The following is a 23,363-nucleotide window of genomic DNA, read 5'->3' on the forward strand; positions in this document are numbered from 1 at the left end:
TGAATCATCTAGTACAACGATGTTCCTGATACTACGCGAATGAGGTGTGGTGGGCGTCAATAGATCCACACCAGAGGAATGATGACTGTCTCCTCCTTTCATACAGAGTTATCTAGCTTTCGACAATGATTGAGATATCGAATTGACCATTGTCGATGGCAACCGCGTGCTGAGATATATTGGAATGCCCGGCCGGCAGGATCGGGCAGATGAATTGTCCACGCATATGGTTGATGCCAGGGCTTGTCGTCGGTATATCCGACTGAATGATAAGTGAGCAAGAGAGCGATGGGATGAGCGCCAGGTCCCAGTATTGCTTGCCTGACGTAATCCTGACATCACCGCCATTGACCTGGTTGGTGAGTGTATAGGTCGCAGGTCCGCTATAGCCGTAAAACACAATAATAAGGGAGCGTTCCGCATCTACAATATCAATGGTAAACTCTTTATGTCCGTGCCTGAGTTTAGAAATAGTGGCCGTTGACCGCAGGCGATAGCTTTGTGGCGTTGTGCCCGCGAACGAAAAAGTGGCCTGTGACCACGTGACTGCCGTAGTGTACAGGGTAGTGGGAGTGACTACAGGACTGGCGGCTACACCCTTTGTGCCGTCCGTGCAGGAAGTGAAACATGCGATAGATACAATCAAACACAAGTAGAGACGCCATTGGTCCTTCATCGGTGCCGCTCCAGTTCAACCTGTGATGCATGCTTATCGGTTGAGCAATGTATATAAGCGAACATCATTGTCCACCTATATACATCAGCTTATAGATGAGATAATACACTAGTGTATATTCGTATGTCAAGTGAACGCCGCATCAATTTATCGGAAAAAGGTTTCTTCGCTTAAAATATAACATATATTGGAGCAAGGCAAGGCAACAAAAAGCACGCAATGTCTCCAAAACCGAACCGCCCCCGTATGCCAGCGCCAGCAATGGCAGCCCCGTCCCCCCACGACACCGCTTCCCCTGTCTTTCACGCCGGCCCCCGTTGTCCCTGCCCGCAACGTTCCACACACGAACCCAAAAGCAAACGTTCCTCATGTGGTACCACGTGGGGCGAGATGTTTTCCATGGGAAGCCGAACCGGCCTGGTACGTGGCCCGCAATTGCTGGCGCTGGCGGCCCGGTCGACCGTTGAAGGTCGATCCTACGATTACATTCCTTTTTTAAGGGGGCGTTGGCGGTGTTCCCACATTCTCGCCTGGGGATACATTCTCTCTTCTTCATGCTTTCCTGCATGCTTGCAACATTTTGAATTATACCCAAGCAAAAGGGGTGTATTGACGCTTCTACACTCTATAGTATATACTCTATATAACACCATTGGTAGAGCTAATTTATAACGCACAAGGAAAAATCTTTGAGTGCAGCGCACGGACAAGAGCCACAACTACCCTTGTATCGCCGAATTGCTCAAAGTATCCGTCAGGATATTGTTCAACGCGGCCTGGCGGCCCATACGAAAATAGCCTCTGAAGTTGAGCTTGCCCGGCAGTTTGGCGTCAGTCATGGGACCATCACGAAAGCGTTAGAAGCACTGGTGCGCGAGGGGGTGCTCTATCGTCGGCGACCGCAGGGCACTTTTGTGGCCGAGATTGCGCCGTCTCACGCGGAGATCGCCCCCGTATCCGTCCCCTCCACTGGTATTGAAGAGAAGCCTGTTGATTTATCCTTGCCGGCGTTCCACATGCCCGGACATACCGCGTTTGTGGGCATTGTTATTCCTCATTTTGGCACTGATTTTCTGGATGGGATCGTGCTGGGCGTTGAGTCGATGACGCGGTCCTTCGGTTATGGTTTGAGTTTTGCTTATTCGGAAGATGACGAGGGGTTGGAGCGCTACCATATCGAGCAATTCCTGCGCCAGAACGTGGCCGGCATGATTATCTATCCCTGCGATCACCGCGTGCTTGAGCGCGATGGTGGCTATGTTTCAACCCCTGAAGGCAAAGATCGTATCGCCCTCTTGCAGACCCTGCAGGCGCGTCAGATTCCTTTCGTGCTGCTGGACCGCTATGTGCCCGAGATCGAGGCCAGCTATGTGGTCTCGGATGATTTTATGGCCGGCTATGCGTCTACGCAGCATCTGATTAAGCTAGGTCATCGGCGTGTGGGCTTCGTGTCCGTCAATTACCTGGTTACCAGTAGCGCGGCGCGGCGCGCGGGCTATCTGCAGTGCATGCAAGATCATCAGTTACCGGTGGATGAGCACCTGCTCCTGGATACGCTGCGGCACGCCTATCCAGGAGCGCATGACCATAGCGCCGTAATTGAAGTCTGTTGCCCTGAGGATGCGCAGCGACTGCTTGCCTATCTTCAGCATCCTCGTCGGCCCACGGCGGTGGTGACGATGAACGATTACCTGGCGGTACAGGTTTTGTGCGCGCTCGAACAAACCTCACTGCGCATACCCGAAGATCTGGCGCTGGTGTGTGGGGGAGGCAGTAGCCGCCTGGGCTCAATGATGCGCGTGCCCCTGACCACTATCGTACAGCCCGTGGGTGAGCTAGGTCGTCAGAGCGCTCACCTCCTGCATAATCGCATTTCGCAGCGCTTCTCCACCAATCGCCATCTCAAGTTGCCCGTCAGCCTGCTGGTCCGCAAAAGCTGCGGCTCGACCGCCAACGCCATCGTCCAGACCCTCCCGATGACCGCCGAACGCTAAAACACACACATTTAACCGGAATACGTGTCAGGCTTGCCCCGGCTTACGACAAATCTTGCAACAACGCGGTAAAGCTTTCAAAAGCGGCACGGCCGCTGGGGCGCCCCAGGCGCTCATTCTGGTAGATGGCCTGTACCTGTTGCAGCAGGGGACGATATTGTTCTGGCAGGTGGGTAAGGCCCCAGGTACCTCCATCGCGCTTCGACAGGAAGAGACCCTCGCGCAGGTATGCGAGTCCACGACTGGTGTCGAGCACGAAGCTAATCGGGTCCTGCAATGGATGGGCTTTGATGTCCTGTAGATACCGGATGAGGGCGCTACGGAAAACCTCTTGCGGCACCGCTGGAATGGCCTCAGCTACCGGTTCTCCATACAGGCAGATGCCGTACTGACGCAGGGTGGCCAGCTCTATGATCAGACGATCATTTGGGGGCGTGGTCCCGTTCCATTGTGTGTCGCCTGTATTATGCAGGGCGTGTTTGTAATCCTCGCGCAGACTCTCATCATAATGCCAGTCAACGGGCAGCGGTTGCGGCAGATTGTGGATCGCCTGCTCAACTACAAAGGTGATGTCCAGAGGCGCGGGCGTGCGTGAAACGCGCAGCAGCAACTCGATGATCTTACGCTTGTTTTCGGCCTCCAACTCGCGCGCGGTTACCACCAGCAGATTGATATCGCTACGTTCGGGATTAAAGCCACCAGCGGCCAGCGAGCCGCCGAGATAGATTCCCAGCAGGTTGTCACCAAGGATGTGCTGAAACTCATCCAGCACGGTCTTCACTTCTGCCTTCACAACTTTAGAACAGTTTATCCAGTTATAATCCATATTTTATTTTATTGCCTTTCAGGGGCGTATATGCAGCGTGATGATGCTTGTCGCGCCTGCAGGGGACGCAAGCAGTTGCATCGCATCTTCCTTGCTTGATAATCATCCTTCAATTCTACGAGATGAGGTGGAGCTATAGCAAGACGCCTATGCACCAGGGCATCGCATATGTGCACATGAGTGACTTAGCTATCCATTATGGTTGGCTATTTTGCGGACCTTCGCCGACATCGTAGTTCTTGGCGAAAAAGGTGCTCTTCCAGATGCGGGCCGAGGCGGTTGTGCAACCAACGGCTCGGGCTAATTCCTGAGGGGTAAGAGAAGGATTTTCACGGAGCAGCGCATGTAGGCGTTGTTTGGCATTGAGTTTTGTGGGCTGCCAGCGTCTTGGATATCTGTTACTCGTCATCTCAAGTGTGTCTCCTGCTGCAATATTGCCTGTATATTGACATATCCAGAGGAAAATAGCAAGAGAAGAATAAACGGCATATCTTGTGTTGCCTGAAGGTTGGTATCTTGAACACCCTGGCATCTCCCCTTGCTTTAGCTATGGGGAGATGCCAATTCCTAGATCTAAATCATCTATGATAGCATTGGAGACGTCTCCTGGGCCTTCCTTATGAGAGGTGATGTAACTTGTATTTTGACTCGCGGTTTCGGACAGCTACAGGGGCCGATCCGCTAAGGGACGGACAGGCTGGAGCGGGAAGCGGACCCCGGTGAACTGCTCGGAGACAGCCCAGAGGTGGCGAGCTATATCGGCGTTCTGTGCGGCGGCGGAGCGTCCGATGAGCATAGGCGCGCCGCGCATGTGCGCGAAGTGGCGGGGTCCGACGAAGCTGTTGCCGGGGATGTCGGCGACAGCAGCATACAGGGTAGGCAGCGCGCCCATATCGGCGTCCTGCGCCAGTAGTCGGATCATGGTTGCGGACAGACCGGATGGGCGAACACCTGCATGGTTGTAGATGTTCGTGGCGACGAAGCCGGGATGCGCCGCGATCGCGAGCACGCTCGATCCTGCGGCGTCCAGCCGACGTTGCAGCTCCGCGGTGAACAGCAGGTTCGCCAGTTTTGACTGCGCATAGGCAGGAGACTCTTTGTAGGGTTTGTGCTCCCAGTTGAGGTCGTCAAAGTCAAGGCGACCAAGCCGCTCAGCCTGCGAGGCAACGGTTACGACCCGGCCGGTGATGTGCGGCAGGAGCAGGTTCGTCAGGGCGAAGTGGCCGAGATGGTTGGTGCCGAATGTCATCTCGAACCCATCGGCGGTGCGGGAAAGCTCTTTCTCCGACACGCCCGCGTTGTTGATCAGCAAGTCGATTCCCCCATCCCAACCAGCGGCAAACGCTTGCACGGAGTCTAGGCTGGCTAGGTCGAGCTGGCGAACCTCGGTCACGCCAGTTATAGCATTTGCGGCCACGCTGCCCTTCTCAATATTGCGCACCGCGAATACGACGCGTGCGCCGGCCTCTGCCAGCGCGCGTGCCGAGACCAGCCCGATACCGCTGTTGGCGCCGGTCACGATCACCGTCTTACCAGCCATATTAGGAATGTCAGCGACACTGAAAGTACTCATGAGAAATTCCTCCAGAAATGTAGAGTGGGGGTGCGGTGGTATGCTTGCTCCCTGTTCCGATCTTTTTAGCAACATACTGTTGCAAATGCATCAAGGTGTTACAATAGACAGTGTAGTCTGGACGGGAACAGGGGGCAAGCATCAATGTTTGTCTTTTGTTACGTATGCAACACAGAAAGAAAAATGTCGCACTTGCGTATTCGGTGTGCCCATCGTGCCGAAGCAGCCAGTTTTGTGAGAGCAGTTATGCGGCTGACGTTCTAAGTACAGCTTTCTATGCCGTAAAGTGCTATAATCTCCTCTTAAAGATGTTCCTGTGCTTTTCGTGGAGGGAGTGTGTGGTGGAAACAATTCTTGTCGATCTCGATGGTGTCCTGGCCAAAAAGAACCTTCCCCGTTTACTGGCTATGTACAATGACGTGCTGAACCTTGCCATCCCGGCCGAGCAACTCGCGCGGGTCATGAGCCTGGAAGCATTTCATGCCCTACCCCAGGCCCGGTCCCACTATGAAACAGTGGGGGCTGCTCGCTATCAGTATCAATTAGAACTGCTACGATTTCACCCCTATCATATCGCGAGTTGTCAGCTCGTCGATGGCGCGCTGCAGAGTGTTCATTATCTTACCAGGCGCTGCGATGCACTCAGGTACTGTACAGCGAGGGTGATCAATTTTCATCCGCAATGGAACTCCGATATTGCGCGGTGCACCCAGATCTGGCTGAAAAATAGCGGTTTCCCCAACGCCGATAAGATCTTCTTCTGCGATGGTCCCAAAGTGAAGTTGACAATGATTGCCGCGATGGTGCGCAAGCAAGCCCAGCGTGTGCTTTTAATCGATGACAGCCTGGAAAAGCTTTTGGACGCATTTGATGAATTGCCTGAAGATGATCAACGTCTTTTGCGCGAGTATCTTACTTTGGCCGCATTTGGATACGACTACGATGAATGCGACCTGGAGGGTACGTTGCCTGTGATCCCGTTCCCAAATTGGTCAGAAGTTCACAATTTAGCCGTCAACAGGCCGGTCGGAAAGGAGGCCAATAGACTATGACACGAGGCAGAAACGGCCGCGATAATGAAGGGATGAAGAAGCAGCATTATACTGATACGTCAAATTGCGAATACTGCTCAAATGGGCTCACGTGCCCTTACTGGTGGCAAGACCCCGATGATGGCGTCTGGTACCACAACCCATCTGGATCTCGTCGGTATATTCAAGATGCCCTGATTGAAGGCCAATTTGGCGAAATTCCTCATACTCCAGATGGTAAGGATGACAAAGGGAAAGGGAAAGGTGGAGATGACGATGGGCCAACCCAGTATCCCAGGCGTAAACGAGGATTGCGGTAGGTGACGTGATTCTTAATATCATAGGTGAACAAAAAACTGGCGGCATAGACGCTGTCGTAAGCGCCTGTGCCGCCAGTTGATATACTTGCCAGTGGCAGTTAGATGGAGGGGCCGCCGCTTCCGTTGTCGTAGAGCGCAACATGCGATAATTCTAGTCTTGCTGGTGTGCCGCTGCCGCTGCCCTGCAATAAGAGATCAACTGAGCCGGTATCATAGGGCGAGGTAGAACTGTTGTCGTCGCAGGTAGTGATCTGTTTCCCGTTCACATAAAATGTCATTTTGGTTCCTTGTATGGTGAGCGTAGTCTGAATGGACCTGTTAAGCGGTACCGAATCATCCAGGATGCCCGAGGCTAGATTGATTGCCGCATTACCTGTGTTAGAGGGATTGCTGGCTGATGGATCAACGATCTTACGGATGGAATAGCGTCCCGAACCGGGTGCTATCATCAGCACATAGCCGCGCAGTTTCTGGCTGCCCGCCGCAGATTGGCGTCGGAAGAGGACGCCAACATAGGCTTGGTCGCCATTTTGCAGGATATATGTCATGTCTATCTGGAAATCTGTCATCGCTCGCGCGCCCGGAACATGTTCCAGGAACATTTTGCCGTTGCCCTCGGTCATCACCAGCGTATGTTGCTGGATGGCGGCACTGTAACCCGAACGCTGAAAAAGATCCCAGTTGTTTGTGTTGTCCCCGAAGTTGTCGTCAAGAACTGGTTTGCCCGTCGGGGTCGGTAGCGCGGTCGGAGTCGCGGCTACGGTATCACCGGAGGGCGTACGGCTAACCGGTGCCAGCGCAGAGTTCAGGGTGTACGCGAGGACGCCGCATAATACCACTATCACCACCAGGACGATGCCCAGAGCGATGAATAGAGGGTTGATGCGCTTCTTCGGTGCGGCAGGCGCCATATAGGGCGGATAGCCAACCGGTGGATAGCCAACCGGCGGTTGCTGCTGTCCATAGGCAGATGGATGCGCATAGGGCACCGGACTATTATAGCCAGTCGTTCCAGTCGCGGGCGGCGGGCTGCCCGCTGGCATGAAAACGGGACCATTGACAGGAGGTCCATCGGGTCTGTTGACCGGAGTGAAGGCGGTTTCGTTGACGGGGGACATTGATGAATTCATTGGCGGGAAGACGGATCCATTGGCGGCAGGGCTGCTGACCGGAGTGAAGGCGGGTTCATTGGCGTGAGGATATGAAGCGCCTGCGTGTGGAAACTCTATCTGGCCCCGTTGGACTGCGTTCCCCTGCGCGGCTTCCACGTTACCAGGAAGCGGCCTTCTGGGAATCTGATACGCTGATCGTGATGGCGTCGGCTGCGATGCCGAAGGGCGTACCCGCACGGTTGCCTCTCCCGCTGGATCTGCCTGTTGCGATAATGCTGGCCGCGCGTCTGCTTGCTGCATCGGTGGTAGCGCCATTGGCATGTTCGCTTCGGGGCGAGCCGCCGATGGCGGTTCACTATAAGGGGTTCCGCAGTTGCCACAGAAGTTTTGCCCCGGCTGAACCTGCGTTCCACATTGAGGGCACAGACGGTTCGTGATGCTCAATGAGATTACTCCTGACTATTTCTACGAGTCATTAGAAAAATATGCTTTATAAGTCCTGATGCGTATACACGTTTACTGTAAAATGATGAGATAAACATTTATGATTATAGCAAACAAACCGTAAAAATAATAGCTAAAGTACTTTTCGCATGTATAAAATGCGGACCGCATGCCCGTTTTTCATACATACATCTAATTCTAATAGCTATTTGGCATGGTTTCTGGTATTCTAAGAGCACCTGTTCATGGTTTTTGTTGACGCGGGCCATGAATGGAGATGCTGGAATGATATACGGGCGCGGACCCGTTGTGCGCTGAATGCGCTATATTGAGGAAGGAAAAAGTTTCATGGGCACGAATAAGGATGCTATGCTGGAGCGTGTGCGCGCTCAGCTTCAGAAGTCGGTCGAGCGTTTGCAGTCGTTACAGGCACGCCCCTCGAATGATCAGGCGCAGAAGCAGGCGATGGAGCATGAATTGCTATCCGCTCTGTCGGCCGTGAAAGAGATGTTGCCTCCTGACATACAGGCCCAGGTGCAACAGTTATTGACGCTGCATACCGAGCTGAGTAGCCCTTATATCGGGCGCGCGACCTCGATGACGCAACTGCACCAGCGCAACGCCGAACGTTCAGACCTGCCAGGCTGGGCCCAGCCCGAGTAGGTTCGGGCCTTGCGCCCGATTTTTCCTCCATGCATATCAAATTCCTCAAATCGTATTTTAGGCACATAATCAAAGGGGAAGGAAAAATCGGGCGCAAGGCCCGAACCTACGGTATTGCTTTTCTTGATACATGATAGAATGGAGAGGAAAAAAATCGGGCGCAAGACCCGAACCTGCGTCTCTCTTTTTGTCATCTCTACAGCTTACCCGTAGATCAGGACTAGCGAAGGAGGAAGCGCCAGTATGTCGGAGCACATATCGCCATCCCACATCCACGATCAGCATGAGCATCCTCACGATCATCACGATCATCATGAGCACCCCCACGGCCAGCATGATCATGACCATCATGCCTCTGGTGAGCACGGACACGACCACAGCGAGCACGGACATGATCATGAACATGATCATGGTCGTTTTGGCTGGCTGCTGGAGGCTATTCCTTTTCTGCATGGCCATAGCCATGGGGATGCGCATATCGATTCGGCGCTGGACTCCAGCGCGCGCGGCCTGTGGGCCCTGAAGATCTCTTTGCTGGGACTGGGGGTGACCGCGCTCTTTCAATTGGTGATCGTGCTGCTGAGCGGGAGCGTCGGGTTGCTGGCCGATACCATCCATAATTTCTCCGATGCCCTGACGGCGATCCCGCTGGGTCTGGCCTTTGTGCTGGGACGTCGCCTGGCGACCAGGCGCTATACCTATGGTTTTGGACGCGCCGAGGACCTGGCCGGCGTGGTAATTATCCTGATGATCTTTATCAGCGCGATCGTGGCTGGCTACGAGAGCATCTTCAAGTTGCTGCATCCCGAGCCACTGCGCAATGTCTGGTGGGTGATGCTGGCGGCTATCGTCGGCTTTCTGGGCAACGAAGGCGTGGCTGTCTTCCGTATCCGGGTGGGAAACGAGATCGGTTCGGCGGCGCTGGTGGCCGATGGTCAGCATGCGCGCATCGACGGTTTGACCTCCCTGGCCGTGCTCTTTGGCGCTGCGGGCAGCCTGCTGGGCCTGCCCCTGGTCGACCCCATCATCGGTCTGCTGATTACGGTGGCGATCCTCTTTATCGTCAAGGATACGGTGGTGACGATGTGGCATCGTCTGATGGACGCAGTCGATCCAGCGATCGTGGATCGGCTGGAGCAGACGGCGCGAGAGACGCCGGGTGTGCGCAAGGTGCAGCGAGTACGCGCCCGCTGGGTTGGTCATACGCTGACCGCGGAGGTCCAGATCCTGGTCGACGAAAATCTATCTCTGCGCGATAGCCACCAACTGGTGGAGGAGGTGCGCCACAATCTCTATCACGCGCAGCCGCGCCTGGCTAATGTCGTGGTGCATGCGCAGCCGCAACGCGCGGATGGAACGATTGCTGAGAGTGTGGCCGCTCATCACGATCTGCAGGCCAACCAGGCTTGAGCGGCGCTACTGGCTATCCCGGTCTAACTGGCGCCAGCGATAGACGACGCTGAGCAGCGTCATGGGGAACAGGCCCAGAAAGAAATAGAATATCGGCTGCTGCAGCCACGCGATCAAGGCGCCGCCGACCGCGCAGACAAAGGTGATGATGGCCAGTACATTCCAGAGCGCGTGACTGTCCCGATATACTTCGATGGCCGCGTCAAAGCTCAGACAGCCAAATAGAATCAGACAATCTAGAAACTGGACTAGAAATCTATAGGGAAAAGATGGATTCTCCAGTGATAGGAGATACACGATCAGAGCCATGAAAAACATCAGCGGTGCCAGCCAGATATAGCCGTTCTTAAACCAGCTTTTATGTCGCGATTGCCCCTGGCTATAGTGTTGGCGCAAATAGGTGGATGGCTGAACCGAGACAAACTGCGGTTGACTGATAAATTCCTGAATCCGCGTGCGTGGCGGCTGCCGTGGCAGGCGCTGGCTACTGGTGCGTGGAGGACGCGTCGGCGGATACCTCTCTGGCCGATTGCGCACGACCGGGTCATTTATCCGCTGCGCGTGACCCTCAATGCGCTGTGGTGGCGGCTGGCGAACCGGATGGCTTTGAGATCCAGGTTGATAAATACGGCTGGCGCGGCGGATGGTCAGGGGCCGATCAGGGTTCCATGTGGGGATGTGGGACTCGTTCGCATCGTCATCGCGGGAGCGCCAGTTCCCGGTACGAAATGCTAATTTCAGCATCTTTACAAATTCTGCGGTCGTTGCATAGCGATCGTAGCGATTCTTCGCCATCCCTTTGAGGATGACTTTGCACACAGCATCCGGAATCTCAGGATTATATCTATCGGGCGATAAAGGTTGTTTTTCCAGGTGTTGATACATCAAGGTATGGGAACTGGTGATATCGAAGGGATGCCGGCCTGCCAGAAGTTCGTAAGTGACGCATGCCAGCGCGTATTGATCGCAGCGTTTGCTCACTTTGCCCCTGAACTGTTCTGGCGCCATGTAAGCATAGGTGCCGAGGATGCCATCCTCACTTGTATGCGTAGCAACCAGTACATCAGCGATCCCCAGATCCGCCAGCCAGACGTGTTCACGCGTCTTAAATAAGATGTTTTCTGGCTTGATATCCCGGTGGGCGACATTATTTTCATGCGCGTAGTGCAGCGCTTCACCAACCTGGATGATAATCATCAATGCCAGTTGCTTTGGCAGGGGACCATTGGTTCGATTAAGAAGGTCGCGCAGTGAGCCTTCAGGCGCCAGTTCCGTGATCAGGAAGGGAAGGGAGGCCTCCTGGCTTTTCATATATTTTATGCCATGGGCGATGATGGGGACGATATGCTCATGTCGTAGCCTTTTTAGGATGCGCACCTCGCTCTCAAATTTTTCATGGGCCTTAGGCGTCTCTACATACTCATGAAAAATTTTGATGGCAACCACTTTGTTTCTTTGCCAGATGTGTCTCGCCCGGTATACACGGCTATAGCCCCCTCCTCCGATTTTTGCCTCGATGCGGTAGTTACCGATTATTTCGTTGGTCATCAGGCTGTGTGCTCCTGCCCCTGGCATAGGTTGCTATCTGTCCTCACCTTATATACATATTTTACCACAATAGTGCCCTTTTTATGGGCATTTGTGCCTGTATCCCTGGTTACTACTCACATTTTTGACCAGGCTAAAGTGCTACCAACGGTTAAGCGCTCGTTTGCCATCAGTCACGTCTCTCTTTATATAGACGGAGCGTTAGAGCATCGACGGACAGTGTCGGCTCTGTTTTGATGCTTTGCTCACCAGCCGCCCGGTTGCGATAGATCCGATCTGGCTGGTGAATCTTCATGACGAGGAAGATGATATAAAGAAGAATGCGTGCATCCTTTGCACGCATTCTTCTTTATATGTAATTGCTCAATGTCCATCTATTCGCAAAGATGGTATTGATGATCAGACAATTAAATAAACTGTTCTGGTACAGCAGTGGTGGGATCTCCTGTATTTGGCGTGCCCATCGGCTCGACGAGGAGGATGTGCGTCTCCTCTTCCGCAAAGGGTTGATGTTCTATTCCGCGAGGAACCACAAAGAGTTCTCCCGGCCCAAGAACCACGTCCCGATCACGCAGCCGTATTGTCAGTCGCCCCTTGAGGACAAGAAAGAAGTCATCGGTCTCATCGTGTTTGTGCCAGACAAATTCATTCTGCACCTTTGCTACCATCACCTTGTAATCATTTAAGCGGGCAACCGTCCGTGGAGACCAATATTCTGAAAAGAGGCTGAGCTTCTCTGCAAGGTTAATGCTATCGTTCATCGTTCTCTCTTCCTTTTCTCTTCCTGAAAGATACAATTAATCTTCACAATGAGTATAGAGAGGCTTGAGGTGAGCCTTTACAGCGCCTGACCTCCATCAATGAATGAGTATACCCGGGTGTCTGCCAATGCGCAAGCTTCACCAATGGCCGGCATATCCCTGTCATGTTTTCGGCGGCCATCAGCGATAGGCGACGCTGAGCAGCGTCATGGGGAACAGGCCAAGGGAAAAAACACGAAACGCCCCGCGGAAATATGAACCGCTCCTCCGAAATGGACGCCCCGCGGAAATATGAACCGCCCCTCCAAAATGAACCGCCCGTGTAGCGCCGGCCTTCAATGGTCGCCCGGGTTGCCAGCGACAGCGACGGCAGCCCACGTGCCCCCACGACACCGCTTCTCGTGGCGCCCATCTCGCCCCACGTGGTACCTACACGTCAACGTCGCGCACACGCACCCAAAAGCGAACGCTCCTTTTTTTCGGGGACGTTCCTTGTGAGCCACCACGCGGGGCGACGTGTCATCCACGAGAAGCCGAATCGGCCGTGGATGGGCGTGTTCGTGTTTGGCGCGGCGTGAGACCAAACCTGCGCTTGAAGGCGCGCTCAAAGTGCGATAGGGTCTGAAATCCGGCGGCGGCATAGACGTGCGAGATGGGGACGCTGCTGCTGGTGAGCAGGGAGTGCGCGAAGCGCAGGCGCAGATCCTGCAGGTATTGCTGGAAGGTGATGCCGTAGACCTGGTGGAAGTATTCGCTGAAATAGGTTGGCGAGAGATGAACCTGCTGCGCAACCTCTTGCAGGGTCAATGGTTCGCGAAAATGGTGGTGCAGATAGATCAGGCTCATGCTCAACTTCTGGTGCTGCGTCGTCGCCGCGTTCTCCCCGGCTGGCTTCTGGATCTGATGCTGGCTATGGCGCAGCAGATCGATCAGGATGCGTTCCAGCGTGCCGATCATGATCAATTCTGACCCTACCTGGTGGGTGTTGGATTCGTCATAGAGGCGCTGGAGCTCCTGCTCAATGCGTTGCGCCTCCTCCTGGGAGAAGTCGACGCGATAGCTGTGCAGGGCGTGGAAGAGCAGCCGGTAGACCGCTCCCTGCAGCACGTCGGCCAGAAAGACCACGTCGAACAGCTCCAGCGTCTCGCCGCTGGCGGGCCTGAGATCGTGGAAGTCAGCGGGCGTCAGCAGGAAGCAGCTACCGCGCTGAACGCGATGCGCCGTGCCATTGAGGATGTGCCGTCCCTGGCCCTCCAGGATAAAGCCGACCTCGTAGAACTCGTGCCAGTGGACACCACCGGCTCCATTGGCATCATGCAGCGATTGCCGGTAGATGTGCAGCGGCAGATCCGGACCCATGTGGTCGGTACTGCTCAACCGTCGCAGTGGCGTGTGGCGCATCTTGCTCCGTTGAAGAGGAGGCTACGCCTCGCGGCAGCCCCCTCTTTCCTTTCTATCAGGCATTCATATAGCTATTGCCTGCTCGATCCTGGCCGCGTGCCAGCCACAGCTTATGCCCGGCGTTGCGCTCAGGAATGATTCTGGTATCGGCCGACATGTAGCGCATCGTGTAACCACAGCGCCGGTACTGGCTGGTATTGGCGTTGGCCCCATGCATGATGCGCGAGTCGTGCAGCGAGCACTCGCCGGGCTCCAGCACGAACGAGACCGCTCGCGAGTCATCCAGATTTTTAATCTGGCTCCCGAAGGTGTTGGTCGCTGAGTCAACCTTCTCATATTCCGAGAAGCCATTGTTGTGGCTGCCGGGAATGACGCGCATGCAGCCGTTCTCATCGTTGCTGCGATCCAGAGCCAGCCAGACCGTGATGATCTTCTCATAGTTGTTGACCCGGCCCTCCCAGTAGGAGGAATCCTCGTGCCAGGGCGTCGGGCGGCCCGTATACGGATCCTTACAGATAAAATGGCTGGACCACAGAAAGATGTCTGGCCCGATGATCGGCTCGACCAGGTCCAGCACCTCGTCGCTCAGCAAGAAGTCCAGCAGCCTGGGATCGCGAAAATGCGGCGTGTCCAGTTCATCGGACAGCTTTGAGCCTTTATGTGCCAGGTGTTCCTCGAAGATAGCCTGCAAGCGAGCAAACTTTTCTTCGGAAAAGAGTTGATGGTGATAGAGCAGGTAGCCGTTCTCTCGATAGTATGCCACATCCTGAGATGTGAGGGGGGTAGCTAGCTGTGCCATTGATATATCCTCCTTGAGCTCACATGACTGTATCTGTGTCATTCCTTGATACTTCACAGTATACCTATGGATACTCAAAAATACTCCCCCTATTTTGGGAAGGAGTATGCATATCTTTAGCAATTATGCGTAGGCGCCGGGCTTGTCCCGGCTTTGCTTGAGCGCCCCCGCACGGGCGTCCGCGTGCGCGGCCGCACATGTGTTTTATATATTGATGCCCGGGTGCGCATTCGCGCACCCGGGCATCAATATATAAATGATCATGGTGTCGGGCCAACGTGGAAACGACCGATCGTAGGTGCGCTCCTTGCGGGCGCTTGCCGCGAAGCGGCCCCGTGCCCGGGCGCGCAAGTTCCACCAATGACAAGACCTTGCCGTTATCTGTTGGCGACGCTGGTGGCGGCGACTTCTTCCACTACGATCTCCGCGACCGGCTCGGGAGCGGTCGAGACCACCAGGTCGTCGTAGCGTTTGACCTTATAGATGACGGTCGATACCAGCCAGCTGACGACGAAGATGCCGATAATCAGGTAGCCGATGAAGCCGAAGTTCTCATTCAGGTTGCCGACCTGGTCCCAGAAGGGCCCGGACAGCTTGAGGGCGTTGCTCATGATGCCCAGCACCTCGATTGTGCCGACGACGAAGGCGACCAGGACCGAGATCAGGGTGATGTTGAGATTGTAGTAGAGTTTGCGCACCGGTTTGACGAAGGCCCAGCCGTAGGCGCCCAGCATCAGGATGCCGTCGGTGGTGTCGATCAGGCACATGCCCGCCATGAATAGCAGCGGGAAGATCAAGATGCTCCAGATGGGCAGGTGTCCCTGCGTGGCCAGCAGCGCCGTCAGGCTCATGATACCCACCTCGGTGGCGGTGTCGAAGCCCAGGCCGAACAGCAGGCCGATCGGATACATCTTCCAGCTCTTGTCGGTGGCGCGCAGCAGGGGACCAAAGAAGCGGGCCATCAGACCGCGCTGGTTGAGGGTATCATTTAATGTCTGCTCGTTGTACTCTTCGCCGCGCTTCACCTTCTGGAAGGTCTTGAAGATGTCCCATAGGATGACCACGTTGAGCAGGGCGATGAGGTAGAGGAAGACGGCGGATACCGAGGCGCCGATGAAGCCACCGATGTTCTTGAGCGCGTCAAAGTCTTTGATCACGCTGGCCGTGATGGCGATGACGATGCAGAGCCCCAGCACGATCGTGGAGTGGCCCAGGCCGAAGAAGAAACCGACCGAGATGGGCCGCTTGTCTTCCTGCATGAGCTTGCGCGTGACGTTATCGACCGCCGAGATATGGTCGGCGTCAACCGCGTGGCGCAGGCCGAACGTGTAGGCGGTAACCGCCAGTCCCAGCGTCGCCATGGCGCCGCTAAAGGCCACCACCGCCAGCGCCCAGATAATGATATTGAACAGGATGAGAAATGTATAAATACCGATGATCTTGCTGCGCACATCCTGTGAGCTGTCGTTAAATACATGTGTCAGGGCCGAAAAGCCAAAGCTGCTCTTGACGGCACCACGGGTACGACTCATGAAATGTCCTCCCTTACGTTTCTAAACCCATGAACTGACTGCTGGCTGTGTTATTAATGGGAAAGGATGACTACACCCCGGTAGACGGCTCCCCAGTTCATGCGCTCACGCGATCTGTTCTATTGCGATATAGCTCTCAAAGTATACTCGCTAAACAGTGGTAATTGCAAATCTTTCGCAATTACTATTGTTTATCACTCCTATAGAGACGTTGGATGCTCTGGTATTCAGGTAATACTTTCATTAAGTTCTTTCTGAGGTGTACAATAGCGGAATACATGAATGACTGGCCTGGCCGCCAGCTGATCCTGATGGGATCGTACTGATATGATTAGGAGTGAAGAAGGCATGGCAAACCTGCTGGTTGGGGTTGATACCGGTGGCACATTTACCGATATCGTGCTGCTACAGGATGGGGACTTCAAGGTTCACAAGGTGCTCTCGACGCCGGATGACCCTTCGCGGGCGATTCTGCAGGGATTGAACGATCTGGGCATCCTGCAGGATGTGGTTGTGCTGGTGCATGGTTCGACAGTGGCGACCAACGCGGTGCTGGAGCACAAGGGAGTTTCCACCGGCCTGATTACGACGGCGGGCTTTCGTGATGTCCTGGAGATCGGCCGGCAGACGCGTCCGAAGCTCTATAGCCTGTCGGCTCGCAAGGTGTCCCCACTGGTGCCGCGCGAGCTGCGCGTGGAGGTGGTTGAGCGTCTGGATGAGCGCGGCGAGGTGATGACCGAGCTGGACGAAGCATCTTTGACAGGGGCCATCGAGACCCTGCGCGCGGCGGGCGTTGAAGCAGTGGCGATCTCGCTGCTCTTCAGCTTCGCCAATCCCGCCCATGAGCGGCGGGTCGCCCAGATGGCCGAGGAGGCCGGCTTTTACGTGTCTGCCTCATCCAGCGTCCTGCCGGAGTTTCGCGAGTACGAGCGTACCAGCACGACGGTGTTGAACGCCTATATCGGTCCGTTGATCGCGCGCTACCTGGAGCGGCTGGAGCAGGAACTGGCGCGGCGCACGCGCCTGCGCATCATGCAGTCCAACGGCGGCTCTATCTCAAGCGCGATGGCGCGGCGCGAGGCGGCGCGCACCGTGCTGTCCGGACCCGCGGCGGGCGTGGTCGGGGCGGTCTTCGCGGCCCAGGCCTCCGGCTTTGAGCAGTCGATCTCGTTCGATATCGGCGGTACCTCGACCGATGTGGCCCTGATCAATGGCATGGCGAGCGAGACGACCGACGGTATGGTCGGCGGCTATCCGATCAAGCTGCCGATGATCGATATCCACACGGTAGGAGCCGGTGGTGGGAGCATCGCCTGGTTTGATACCGGCGGCGCCCTGCGTGTGGGACCTCGTTCGGCGGGGGCCAGTCCGGGTCCGGCCGCCTATGGCCGTGGCGGCACGGAGGCCACCGTGACCGACGCCAACGTGGTGCTGGGTCGACTGGTTCCCGAGGCCTTTCTGGGCGGCACGATGTCGCTGGATCAGCGGGCGGCCCGGCGGGCGGTAGAGAAGATCGCCAACAGGCTCGACTCAAGTCCGCAGGAGGCCGCGCTGGGCATCATTCGCGTGGTCAACGCTAATATGGAGGCAGCCATCCGCGTCATCTCCGTTGAGCGCGGCTGCGATCCCCGCGACTTCGCCCTGGTGGCCTTTGGCGGGGCTGGACCCCTGCACGCCTGCGAGCTGGCGGCCGCCCTGCGCATCCCGCGCGTGCTGGTCCCGACCGTCCCCGGCGTGCTCTCGGCCCTCGGCACCCTGGTCGCCGATACCCTCAAGGACTATGTGCGCACCGTCATGGTGCCTTCTGAGGAGGCCGAAGAGACGGTGGGGTCCGTGCTGAAAGATCTGGAGCAGCAGGGACACCGGGACCTGGCCGACGAGGGCATCGCTCCCCATAATATCCGCATCGAGCGCTACCTGGATCTACGCTATGTCGGTCAGTCCTACGAGTTGCGCATCCCCTATGAGCAGAATGTCGAGCAGGCGGTGCGTGATTTCCATGCCGCCCACGGCCAGCGCTTTGGCTATAACGATCCCAACGAGCGGGTGCAGGTGGTCAATGTGCGCCTCAAGGCGCGCGGCGTCACCAGCAAACCAGAGCAGCGCCGCCAGCAGGTGGTCCACGATGCTCAGTCTGAAGCGCTCTCCCGGCGATCGGTCATCTTTGCCGGAACTAAAGGTGAGGCCGTAGCGTATGATGCCCCCGTCTATGCGCGGGCCGACCTGCAATCTGGCACTTTATTTATGGGTCCCGCCATCGTCGTACAATATGATACCACCACGGTCCTGCCGCCTGGATGGCACTGTTACGTCGATGAGGTCAGCAACCTCATCCTTGAGCAGGTAGAAGGGAGATAAGGCCATGAGCGAGACGACACATGTAACGCCTATTAGCCTGGAGATCTTTCGCAGCGCCCTGACGGCTATCGCGGAGGAGATGGGCACGGTGCTGATGCTCAGCAGCTACTCGCCCAATATCAAGGAGCGGCGCGATTTTTCCTGCGCCCTCTTCGATACGCAGGGACGCCTGGTGGCGCAGGCGGCGCACATCCCGGTGCACCTGGGCGCCATGCCCGATTCGGTGGCCTCCGCGCTCAGCAGCTTTGACGACTTCGCGCCCGGCGATATCATCGCCCTCAACGATCCCTTCCTGGGTGGTTCGCACCTGCCCGATATAACGCTGATCGCCCCGATCTATGTGGAGATCGAGCACGAGCCGCGCCTGGTTGGCTTCGCGGCCAATCGCGCCCACCACTCCGATGTGGGTGGTATGTCTCCCGGCTCGATGCCGCTGGCCAACGAGATCTACCAGGAGGGTATCATCATCCCTCCGGTCAAGCTATGGGAGGCGGGACAACCCAATCAACCACTGCTGACCCTGCTGCTGCGCAATGTGCGCACCCCGCATGAGCGGCGCGGCGATCTGACGGCCCAGGTGGCCGCCAACCGCACGGCCATCCGCCGCATGCAGGAACTGGTCGAGCGCTGGAGCCTGCCCGTGCTCGATGAACACGTCGAGGCCCTGATCGAGTACGCCCGGCGCATTACCCATGCCACCATCGGCTCCATCCCCGATGGTTCCTATAGTTTTGAAGATTACCTGGATAACGATGGGATCAGCGACGAGCCGGTGAAGATCTCGGTAGAGGTGACCGTCGATGGTGATAGCCTGAGCGTCGATTTTTCGGGGAGCAGTCCCCAGGTGCGCGGCAACATCAACACGGTGGCGGCCGTCGCCCGCTCGGCCGCCTATTACGTGGTACGCTGCCTGATGCCCGATGATGCTCCCATGAACCATGGTACTTTCGCGCCCGTGACCGTCATCGCCCCTGAAGGGACCGTGGTTAACGCGCGCCCGCCGGCCGGTGTGGCCCAGGGCAACGTCGAGACCTCGCAGCGCGTCACCGACGCCATCTTTGGCGCCCTGGCCCAGGCGCTGCCGGACGTCATCGCGTCCGCCGGTCAGGGGACTATGAACAACATTACCGCTGGCGGCATCGATCCGCGCAGCCAGCAGCCCTTTGCCTACTACGAAACGATGGGTGGTGGCATGGGCGCGGGACCCCGGCAGGACGGCCTCTCCGGCGTGCATGTGCATATGAGCAACACCCTCAATACACCGGTCGAGGCCTTCGAATACGCCTATCCCATGCGCATCAGCCGCTACCAGCTGCGCGACAACTCGGGCGGAGAGGGTCAGCAGCGTGGCGGCGACGGCCTGGTGCGCGAAATCACCTTCGAGGTCCCCACCGACGTCACCCTGCTCAGCGAGCGCCGCCGCTTCGCACCCTATGGTCTTCGCGGCGGCCTGCCCGGCCAGCGCGGCGAGAACCGCCTGCTCCATGACGGCCAGGAGACCATCCTCCCTGGCAAGGCCCGCATCCAGGCCGCCCCCGGCGATCGCCTGATCATCGCCTCCCCCGGCGGCGGCGGCTGGGGTGCACCTTCATCTATCGACAAGACCGCAAAATGATCAACTGAATAAATACAGAAGCTTATTTTTAAGAAGGAATATGGTATAATTCATGAATAAATATGTTTCGCATGCCCTGGCTGCGGCGGGCGGCTACCTCACTGGTAGTGCATCGATCGTCGCCATTTTTGGTTTCATGTTCTATTCGCTTTATCGCATGCTAACGCTGCAGCAGGACGGTATTCGTATAGAGGCCACTGTAGTAGGCATACGGGAACAGAAGGTGCGCCTTTCCAGACGAGGGATCGGGGAAAGCCCGCAGGATGTGATCCGCACAAACTATCGTGTCGTGGCACGCTGGCAAAATCCTCGCAATGGGAAAACCTATACCTTAAAAACCATGATTCAACATCCCGAGAAGTATCCAACAGGAAGTACCATCTCGCTGCTCGTTGATGCGCGCCATCCTCGTTTGTGGCATCGCGTCGCCAACCTGCAAGATATGTAAAGAGTTTTTTAAAGGTGGAAAAGTTTGAGTCCAGAGAAAAGGAGCAAGCTGTGACCTTTCTACATCTCCTTCCCCACCTGGCGTATCGGTTGCGCGTCCCTTTAGGAAGCTGTGTCTGCCTGCTGGCAGCGCTGTTGCTCGTAAGCTGTTCATCTACGAACCCCAATCCAGTCACCTTGCGCCCGACCCCCACCGCGCCCGGCCCTGCTGCTACTGCGACGGCAGGCCCTGCTCCTGTTACCACGCCGCTGGCGGCTCCGCCACAGAATTGTAATACGAGTCTGCCACCTCAACAGAAACACCTTGCTACCCTGGGTTCGAACAGTAACGTGCAACTGCTCGGTGGCGGTCCCTTCTGGATCAATGACGTTTTTTACCATCGTGTTTTCCACATGGCTCAATACGATAACCTGCCATGGCCAACGATAAAGCTGATCGTGGAGGTCGAGCCGAATTATAATCAGCCAGTCACGCTACGCCTGCGCAATACCGATACGGGAGCGCTGGCATGGTGGACCGACGCCGGGTCGCCCCCTCATGCCATCACCCAGACGTTGGTTTTGAAACGGCAGGAGAATAAAGGGGATGAGGGTCCCGTTCATGGGGTGGCATACATTCCCCATGGGGTATCAGAGACGGGCTGGAGTGAATGGGGACTCTTTCCTGTCTTTTCAACTGCAGGCTGTTACTCCCTGGAGGTAAGCTGGGCGGGCGGCTCCTGGCAGAGCCGCTTCGCCGTCGGCAATTAACCGGAGCCATCTTTCAATTCGCCCACAAGAAAAAAAGAGAAATGAAGCCCGACCGTAGGTGCCGGGCTTGCCCCGGCTTGTCGCGAAGCGACCCCGTACCCAGACGCTCACGTTCCACCAACGATGATATCCTTCTTTGGGAACATCACGTGTTTGACGAAACGCATGCGCCCGGGCACGGGGCCGCTTTGCGGCAAAGCCGGGACAAGCCCGGCACCTACGATCTTCGTTTTTTACGGCAGGTCGCTGCGGTTGACGATCTCGGTCTGGAGACGCTCAGCGAGCTCGGCGATGGGCAGGGTGCCGAGGTCGCCGCCGCTGCGACGGCGCACAGCGATGGTGCCGTTCTCGGCCTCTTTGTCGCCGACGACCAGCATGTAGGGGATCTTCTGCATCTGGGCGTTGCGGATCTTCTTCTGCATCGATTCACGGGCCTCGTCGATCTCTACGCGCATGGTGCGGCCATTCGGGAGGCTGACCTCCTGCAGGGCCTTCTTGACCTCGTAGGCATAGTCCAGATGGCGGTCGGCAATCGGGACGACCACAGCCTGTACGGGTGCCAGCCAGGTGGGGAAGGCGCCCGCGTAGTGCTCAATCAGCACCGACATGAAGCGCTCGACCGAGCCCAGGATGGCGCGGTGTAGCATCACCGGACGGGTAGGATGACCATCAGGTCCTGTATATTCCAGGTTGAAGCGTTCGGGCAGGTTGAAGTCCAGCTGGATGGTTGCCAGCTGCCAGACGCGATCCAGGGCATCTTTGGCGGTAAAGTCGATCTTGGGACCATAGAAGGCGGCCTCGCCCGCCTCTTCAACCCAGCTGGCATTTCTGTCGCGCAGGACCTGGCGCAGCTGATCCTGGGCGCTGTTCCAGGTTTCGGGTGTGCCCAGGTACTTCTCTGGATGCTTCTCGTCCCACAGCGAGAGCCGGATCGAGAGCTCCATGCCAAAGGGTTTATAGAAGCCATCGACGATCTCGAAGATGCGCAAGGCCTCTTCCGCCACCTGGTCGGGACGGCAGAAGACGTGGGCGTCATCCTGCGTGATGGCGCGCACGCGCGAGAGCCCCTGCAGGGTGCCCGGCAGCTCGTCGCGATAGACGGCTGTGACCTCGCTCAGGCGGATCGGCAGCTCACGGTAGCTGCGCATGCGGCTGGCGTAGATCTGGGTGTGGTGTGGGCAGTTCATCGGCTTCATGCAGAAGTCTTCTTCGCTCTTGCCGCTGACATGGAAGATGTCTTCCTGGAACTTGGCCCAGTGTCCCGAGACCTTGTACAGATCGCTCTTGGTGATGTGCGGGATGCGCACACGCTGATAGCCATGGGGCTTCTCCAGCGACTGCACGAACTCCTCCAGCAGGTCGCGGATAACGGTGCCCTTGGGTGTGAAGAGCGGCAGACCGGCTCCCACCAGATCTGAGAACGTGAACAGATCCAGTTCCTGTCCCAGGCGGCGATGGTCACGCTTCTTGGCCTCTTCCAGGAACCAGAGGTAGTGGTCCAGTTCCTCTTTGGTGTTGAAGGCGGTGCCATACAGGCGCTGCAGCTGCGGATTCTTCTCGTCGCCACGCCAGTAGGCGCCGGCGATGCTCATCAGCTTGAACGCCCCGATCTGGCTGGTTGTATCTACGTGTGGTCCACGGCACAGATCGACAAAGGGTCCGGTCTCATAGAACGAGACCTTTTCCGCGCCCTGCTGGTCGCTGCTGACACCGACCGCGTCGCTATCGCCGGTCTCCTCGACCACAGCGGTGCTGCCGCGCTCCTTCAGCAGGCGCAAGAGCTCCACCTTATAGGGCTGGTTGCGCTGGCTCATATCCTCGATGGCGGCATCGATATCCATCTCGATACGCTGATAGGGGAGCTTCTTATTCTTCAGCTCGCGCATCTTCTTCTCGATCCGCTCCAGATCCTTGGTGGTCAGGGCAACTGGTAGCTCGATATCGTAATAAAAGCCATTTTTGATCGCCGGACCCACGCCGAATTTCGCATCGGGCCACAGCTGTTGCACTGCCGCCGCCATCAGGTGGGCTGTGGAGTGGCGCATGCGATCCAGTTCGTACTGTGCCTGCTCCTCTGATACTTCCATTGAAGCACTCATGCAT

Annotated in this window: 21 protein-coding genes; 9 read left to right on the forward strand and 12 right to left on the reverse strand. The window is 56.7% G+C overall.

What is annotated here, in order from left to right:
• Nucleotides 1-112: 112 nt before the first annotated feature.
• Nucleotides 113-676 (reverse strand): hypothetical protein, encoded by a 564-nt coding sequence (locus AABA21_RS10500; protein WP_338249566.1) that lies wholly within the window; start codon nt 674-676, stop codon nt 113-115.
• Between the two features lie 689 nt (nt 677-1,365).
• Here AABA21_RS10500 and AABA21_RS10505 point away from each other — a divergent pair.
• Nucleotides 1,366-2,670: a GntR family transcriptional regulator gene (locus AABA21_RS10505; protein WP_338249568.1), complete on the forward strand. Its 1,305-nt coding sequence runs from the start codon at nt 1,366-1,368 to the stop codon at nt 2,668-2,670.
• A 43-nt stretch (nt 2,671-2,713) separates the two neighbouring features.
• On the opposite strand, the gene AABA21_RS10510 is transcribed toward AABA21_RS10505, so the two are convergent.
• From AABA21_RS10510 to AABA21_RS10520, 3 genes are all read right to left on the reverse strand, one after another.
• Entirely contained in the window at nt 2,714-3,496 is a 783-nt protein-coding gene (locus AABA21_RS10510) for an aminoglycoside adenylyltransferase domain-containing protein (RefSeq protein WP_338249570.1), read from the reverse strand.
• A 196-nt stretch (nt 3,497-3,692) separates the two neighbouring features.
• Complete coding sequence (locus AABA21_RS10515; protein ID WP_338249572.1) at nt 3,693-3,905, reverse strand: hypothetical protein; 213 nt, start codon at nt 3,903-3,905, stop codon at nt 3,693-3,695.
• Nucleotides 3,906-4,160: 255 nt separating this feature from the next.
• Nucleotides 4,161-5,069: an oxidoreductase gene (locus AABA21_RS10520; protein WP_338249574.1), complete on the reverse strand. Its 909-nt coding sequence runs from the start codon at nt 5,067-5,069 to the stop codon at nt 4,161-4,163.
• Between the two features lie 341 nt (nt 5,070-5,410).
• Between AABA21_RS10520 and AABA21_RS10525 the strand changes: the two genes are divergently transcribed.
• Together AABA21_RS10525 and AABA21_RS10530 are read left to right on the forward strand one after the other, a co-directional pair.
• Nucleotides 5,411-6,121, forward strand: a complete 711-nt coding sequence (locus tag AABA21_RS10525; protein ID WP_338249576.1) for a hypothetical protein — start codon at nt 5,411-5,413, stop codon at nt 6,119-6,121.
• Complete coding sequence (locus AABA21_RS10530; RefSeq protein WP_338249578.1) at nt 6,118-6,420, forward strand: hypothetical protein; 303 nt, start codon at nt 6,118-6,120, stop codon at nt 6,418-6,420. Before AABA21_RS10525 ends, AABA21_RS10530 begins: the two co-directional genes overlap by 4 nt.
• 98 nt (nt 6,421-6,518) lie before the next feature.
• On the opposite strand, the gene AABA21_RS10535 is transcribed toward AABA21_RS10530, so the two are convergent.
• Nucleotides 6,519-7,976, reverse strand: a complete 1,458-nt coding sequence (locus AABA21_RS10535; protein WP_338249580.1) for a zinc-ribbon domain-containing protein — start codon at nt 7,974-7,976, stop codon at nt 6,519-6,521.
• 348 nt (nt 7,977-8,324) lie between these two features.
• Between AABA21_RS10535 and AABA21_RS10540 the strand changes: the two genes are divergently transcribed.
• Both AABA21_RS10540 and AABA21_RS10545 read left to right on the forward strand, forming a co-directional pair.
• Nucleotides 8,325-8,639 (forward strand): hypothetical protein, encoded by a 315-nt coding sequence (locus AABA21_RS10540; protein WP_338249582.1) that lies wholly within the window; start codon nt 8,325-8,327, stop codon nt 8,637-8,639.
• A gap of 243 nt (nt 8,640-8,882) precedes the next feature.
• The gene (locus tag AABA21_RS10545; RefSeq protein ID WP_338249584.1) at nt 8,883-10,049 is read left to right on the forward strand and encodes a cation diffusion facilitator family transporter; all 1,167 of its coding nucleotides are present in this window, start codon (nt 8,883-8,885) and stop codon (nt 10,047-10,049) included.
• Between the two features lie 6 nt (nt 10,050-10,055).
• Here the strand turns inward: AABA21_RS10545 and AABA21_RS10550 are convergent, their stop codons facing one another.
• The 6 genes from AABA21_RS10550 to AABA21_RS10575 form a co-directional block, all read right to left on the reverse strand.
• Complete coding sequence (locus tag AABA21_RS10550; protein WP_338249586.1) at nt 10,056-11,597, reverse strand: serine/threonine protein kinase; 1,542 nt, start codon at nt 11,595-11,597, stop codon at nt 10,056-10,058.
• Nucleotides 11,598-11,766: 169 nt separating this feature from the next.
• Nucleotides 11,767-11,940 (reverse strand): hypothetical protein, encoded by a 174-nt coding sequence (locus AABA21_RS10555; RefSeq protein ID WP_338249588.1) that lies wholly within the window; start codon nt 11,938-11,940, stop codon nt 11,767-11,769.
• Between the two features lie 64 nt (nt 11,941-12,004).
• A complete protein-coding gene (locus tag AABA21_RS10560) occupies nt 12,005-12,358 on the reverse strand; it encodes a cupin domain-containing protein (RefSeq protein WP_338249589.1) in 354 nt (117 codons plus the stop codon).
• 519 nt (nt 12,359-12,877) lie between these two features.
• Nucleotides 12,878-13,759 (reverse strand): helix-turn-helix transcriptional regulator, encoded by an 882-nt coding sequence (locus AABA21_RS10565; protein WP_338249592.1) that lies wholly within the window; start codon nt 13,757-13,759, stop codon nt 12,878-12,880.
• A gap of 55 nt (nt 13,760-13,814) precedes the next feature.
• Nucleotides 13,815-14,558 carry a phytanoyl-CoA dioxygenase family protein gene (locus AABA21_RS10570; RefSeq protein WP_338249594.1) on the reverse strand — a complete coding sequence of 248 codons (744 nt, stop codon included), beginning with the start codon at nt 14,556-14,558 and terminating at the stop codon, nt 13,815-13,817.
• Nucleotides 14,559-14,935: 377 nt separating this feature from the next.
• Entirely contained in the window at nt 14,936-16,090 is a 1,155-nt protein-coding gene (locus AABA21_RS10575) for a HoxN/HupN/NixA family nickel/cobalt transporter (RefSeq protein WP_338249596.1), read from the reverse strand.
• A gap of 348 nt (nt 16,091-16,438) precedes the next feature.
• Here AABA21_RS10575 and AABA21_RS10580 point away from each other — a divergent pair, with 348 nt between their 5' ends.
• The 4 genes from AABA21_RS10580 to AABA21_RS10595 are packed head-to-tail and all read left to right on the forward strand — an operon-like array spanning nt 16,439 to nt 21,260.
• Nucleotides 16,439-18,448, forward strand: a complete 2,010-nt coding sequence (locus AABA21_RS10580) for a hydantoinase/oxoprolinase family protein (RefSeq protein ID WP_338249597.1) — start codon at nt 16,439-16,441, stop codon at nt 18,446-18,448.
• A gap of 4 nt (nt 18,449-18,452) precedes the next feature.
• A complete protein-coding gene (locus AABA21_RS10585) occupies nt 18,453-20,063 on the forward strand; it encodes a hydantoinase B/oxoprolinase family protein (protein ID WP_338249599.1) in 1,611 nt (536 codons plus the stop codon).
• Between the two features lie 52 nt (nt 20,064-20,115).
• Nucleotides 20,116-20,511 (forward strand): DUF3592 domain-containing protein, encoded by a 396-nt coding sequence (locus tag AABA21_RS10590; protein ID WP_338249601.1) that lies wholly within the window; start codon nt 20,116-20,118, stop codon nt 20,509-20,511.
• 50 nt (nt 20,512-20,561) lie between these two features.
• The gene (locus tag AABA21_RS10595; RefSeq protein ID WP_338249602.1) at nt 20,562-21,260 is read left to right on the forward strand and encodes a hypothetical protein; all 699 of its coding nucleotides are present in this window, start codon (nt 20,562-20,564) and stop codon (nt 21,258-21,260) included.
• Between the two features lie 233 nt (nt 21,261-21,493).
• On the opposite strand, the gene thrS is transcribed toward AABA21_RS10595, so the two are convergent.
• The gene (thrS, locus tag AABA21_RS10600) at nt 21,494-23,359 is read right to left on the reverse strand and encodes a threonine--tRNA ligase (protein ID WP_338249604.1); all 1,866 of its coding nucleotides are present in this window, start codon (nt 23,357-23,359) and stop codon (nt 21,494-21,496) included.
• Nucleotides 23,360-23,363: the final 4 nt, after the last annotated feature.

Source organism: Dictyobacter halimunensis, assembly GCF_036245075.1.

Coding starts and splice junctions, on each gene's coding strand:
- AABA21_RS10570 (WP_338249594.1), bottom strand. CDS start 14,558: ATGGCACAGCTAGCTACCCCCCTCACATCTCAGGATGTGGCATACTAT.
- AABA21_RS10520 (WP_338249574.1), bottom strand. CDS start 5,069: ATGAGTACTTTCAGTGTCGCTGACATTCCTAATATGGCTGGTAAGACG.
- AABA21_RS10515 (WP_338249572.1), bottom strand. CDS start 3,905: ATGACGAGTAACAGATATCCAAGACGCTGGCAGCCCACAAAACTCAAT.
- AABA21_RS10510 (WP_338249570.1), bottom strand. CDS start 3,496: ATGGATTATAACTGGATAAACTGTTCTAAAGTTGTGAAGGCAGAAGTG.
- AABA21_RS10580 (WP_338249597.1), top strand. CDS start 16,439: ATGGCAAACCTGCTGGTTGGGGTTGATACCGGTGGCACATTTACCGAT.
- AABA21_RS10585 (WP_338249599.1), top strand. CDS start 18,453: ATGAGCGAGACGACACATGTAACGCCTATTAGCCTGGAGATCTTTCGC.
- AABA21_RS10550 (WP_338249586.1), bottom strand. CDS start 11,597: ATGACCAACGAAATAATCGGTAACTACCGCATCGAGGCAAAAATCGGA.
- AABA21_RS10575 (WP_338249596.1), bottom strand. CDS start 16,090: ATGAGTCGTACCCGTGGTGCCGTCAAGAGCAGCTTTGGCTTTTCGGCC.
- AABA21_RS10530 (WP_338249578.1), top strand. CDS start 6,118: ATGACACGAGGCAGAAACGGCCGCGATAATGAAGGGATGAAGAAGCAG.
- AABA21_RS10545 (WP_338249584.1), top strand. CDS start 8,883: ATGTCGGAGCACATATCGCCATCCCACATCCACGATCAGCATGAGCAT.
- AABA21_RS10565 (WP_338249592.1), bottom strand. CDS start 13,759: ATGCGCCACACGCCACTGCGACGGTTGAGCAGTACCGACCACATGGGT.
- AABA21_RS10560 (WP_338249589.1), bottom strand. CDS start 12,358: ATGAACGATAGCATTAACCTTGCAGAGAAGCTCAGCCTCTTTTCAGAA.
- AABA21_RS10540 (WP_338249582.1), top strand. CDS start 8,325: ATGGGCACGAATAAGGATGCTATGCTGGAGCGTGTGCGCGCTCAGCTT.
- AABA21_RS10555 (WP_338249588.1), bottom strand. CDS start 11,940: ATGCGTGCAAAGGATGCACGCATTCTTCTTTATATCATCTTCCTCGTC.
- AABA21_RS10590 (WP_338249601.1), top strand. CDS start 20,116: ATGAATAAATATGTTTCGCATGCCCTGGCTGCGGCGGGCGGCTACCTC.
- thrS (WP_338249604.1), bottom strand. CDS start 23,359: ATGAGTGCTTCAATGGAAGTATCAGAGGAGCAGGCACAGTACGAACTG.
- AABA21_RS10500 (WP_338249566.1), bottom strand. CDS start 676: ATGAAGGACCAATGGCGTCTCTACTTGTGTTTGATTGTATCTATCGCA.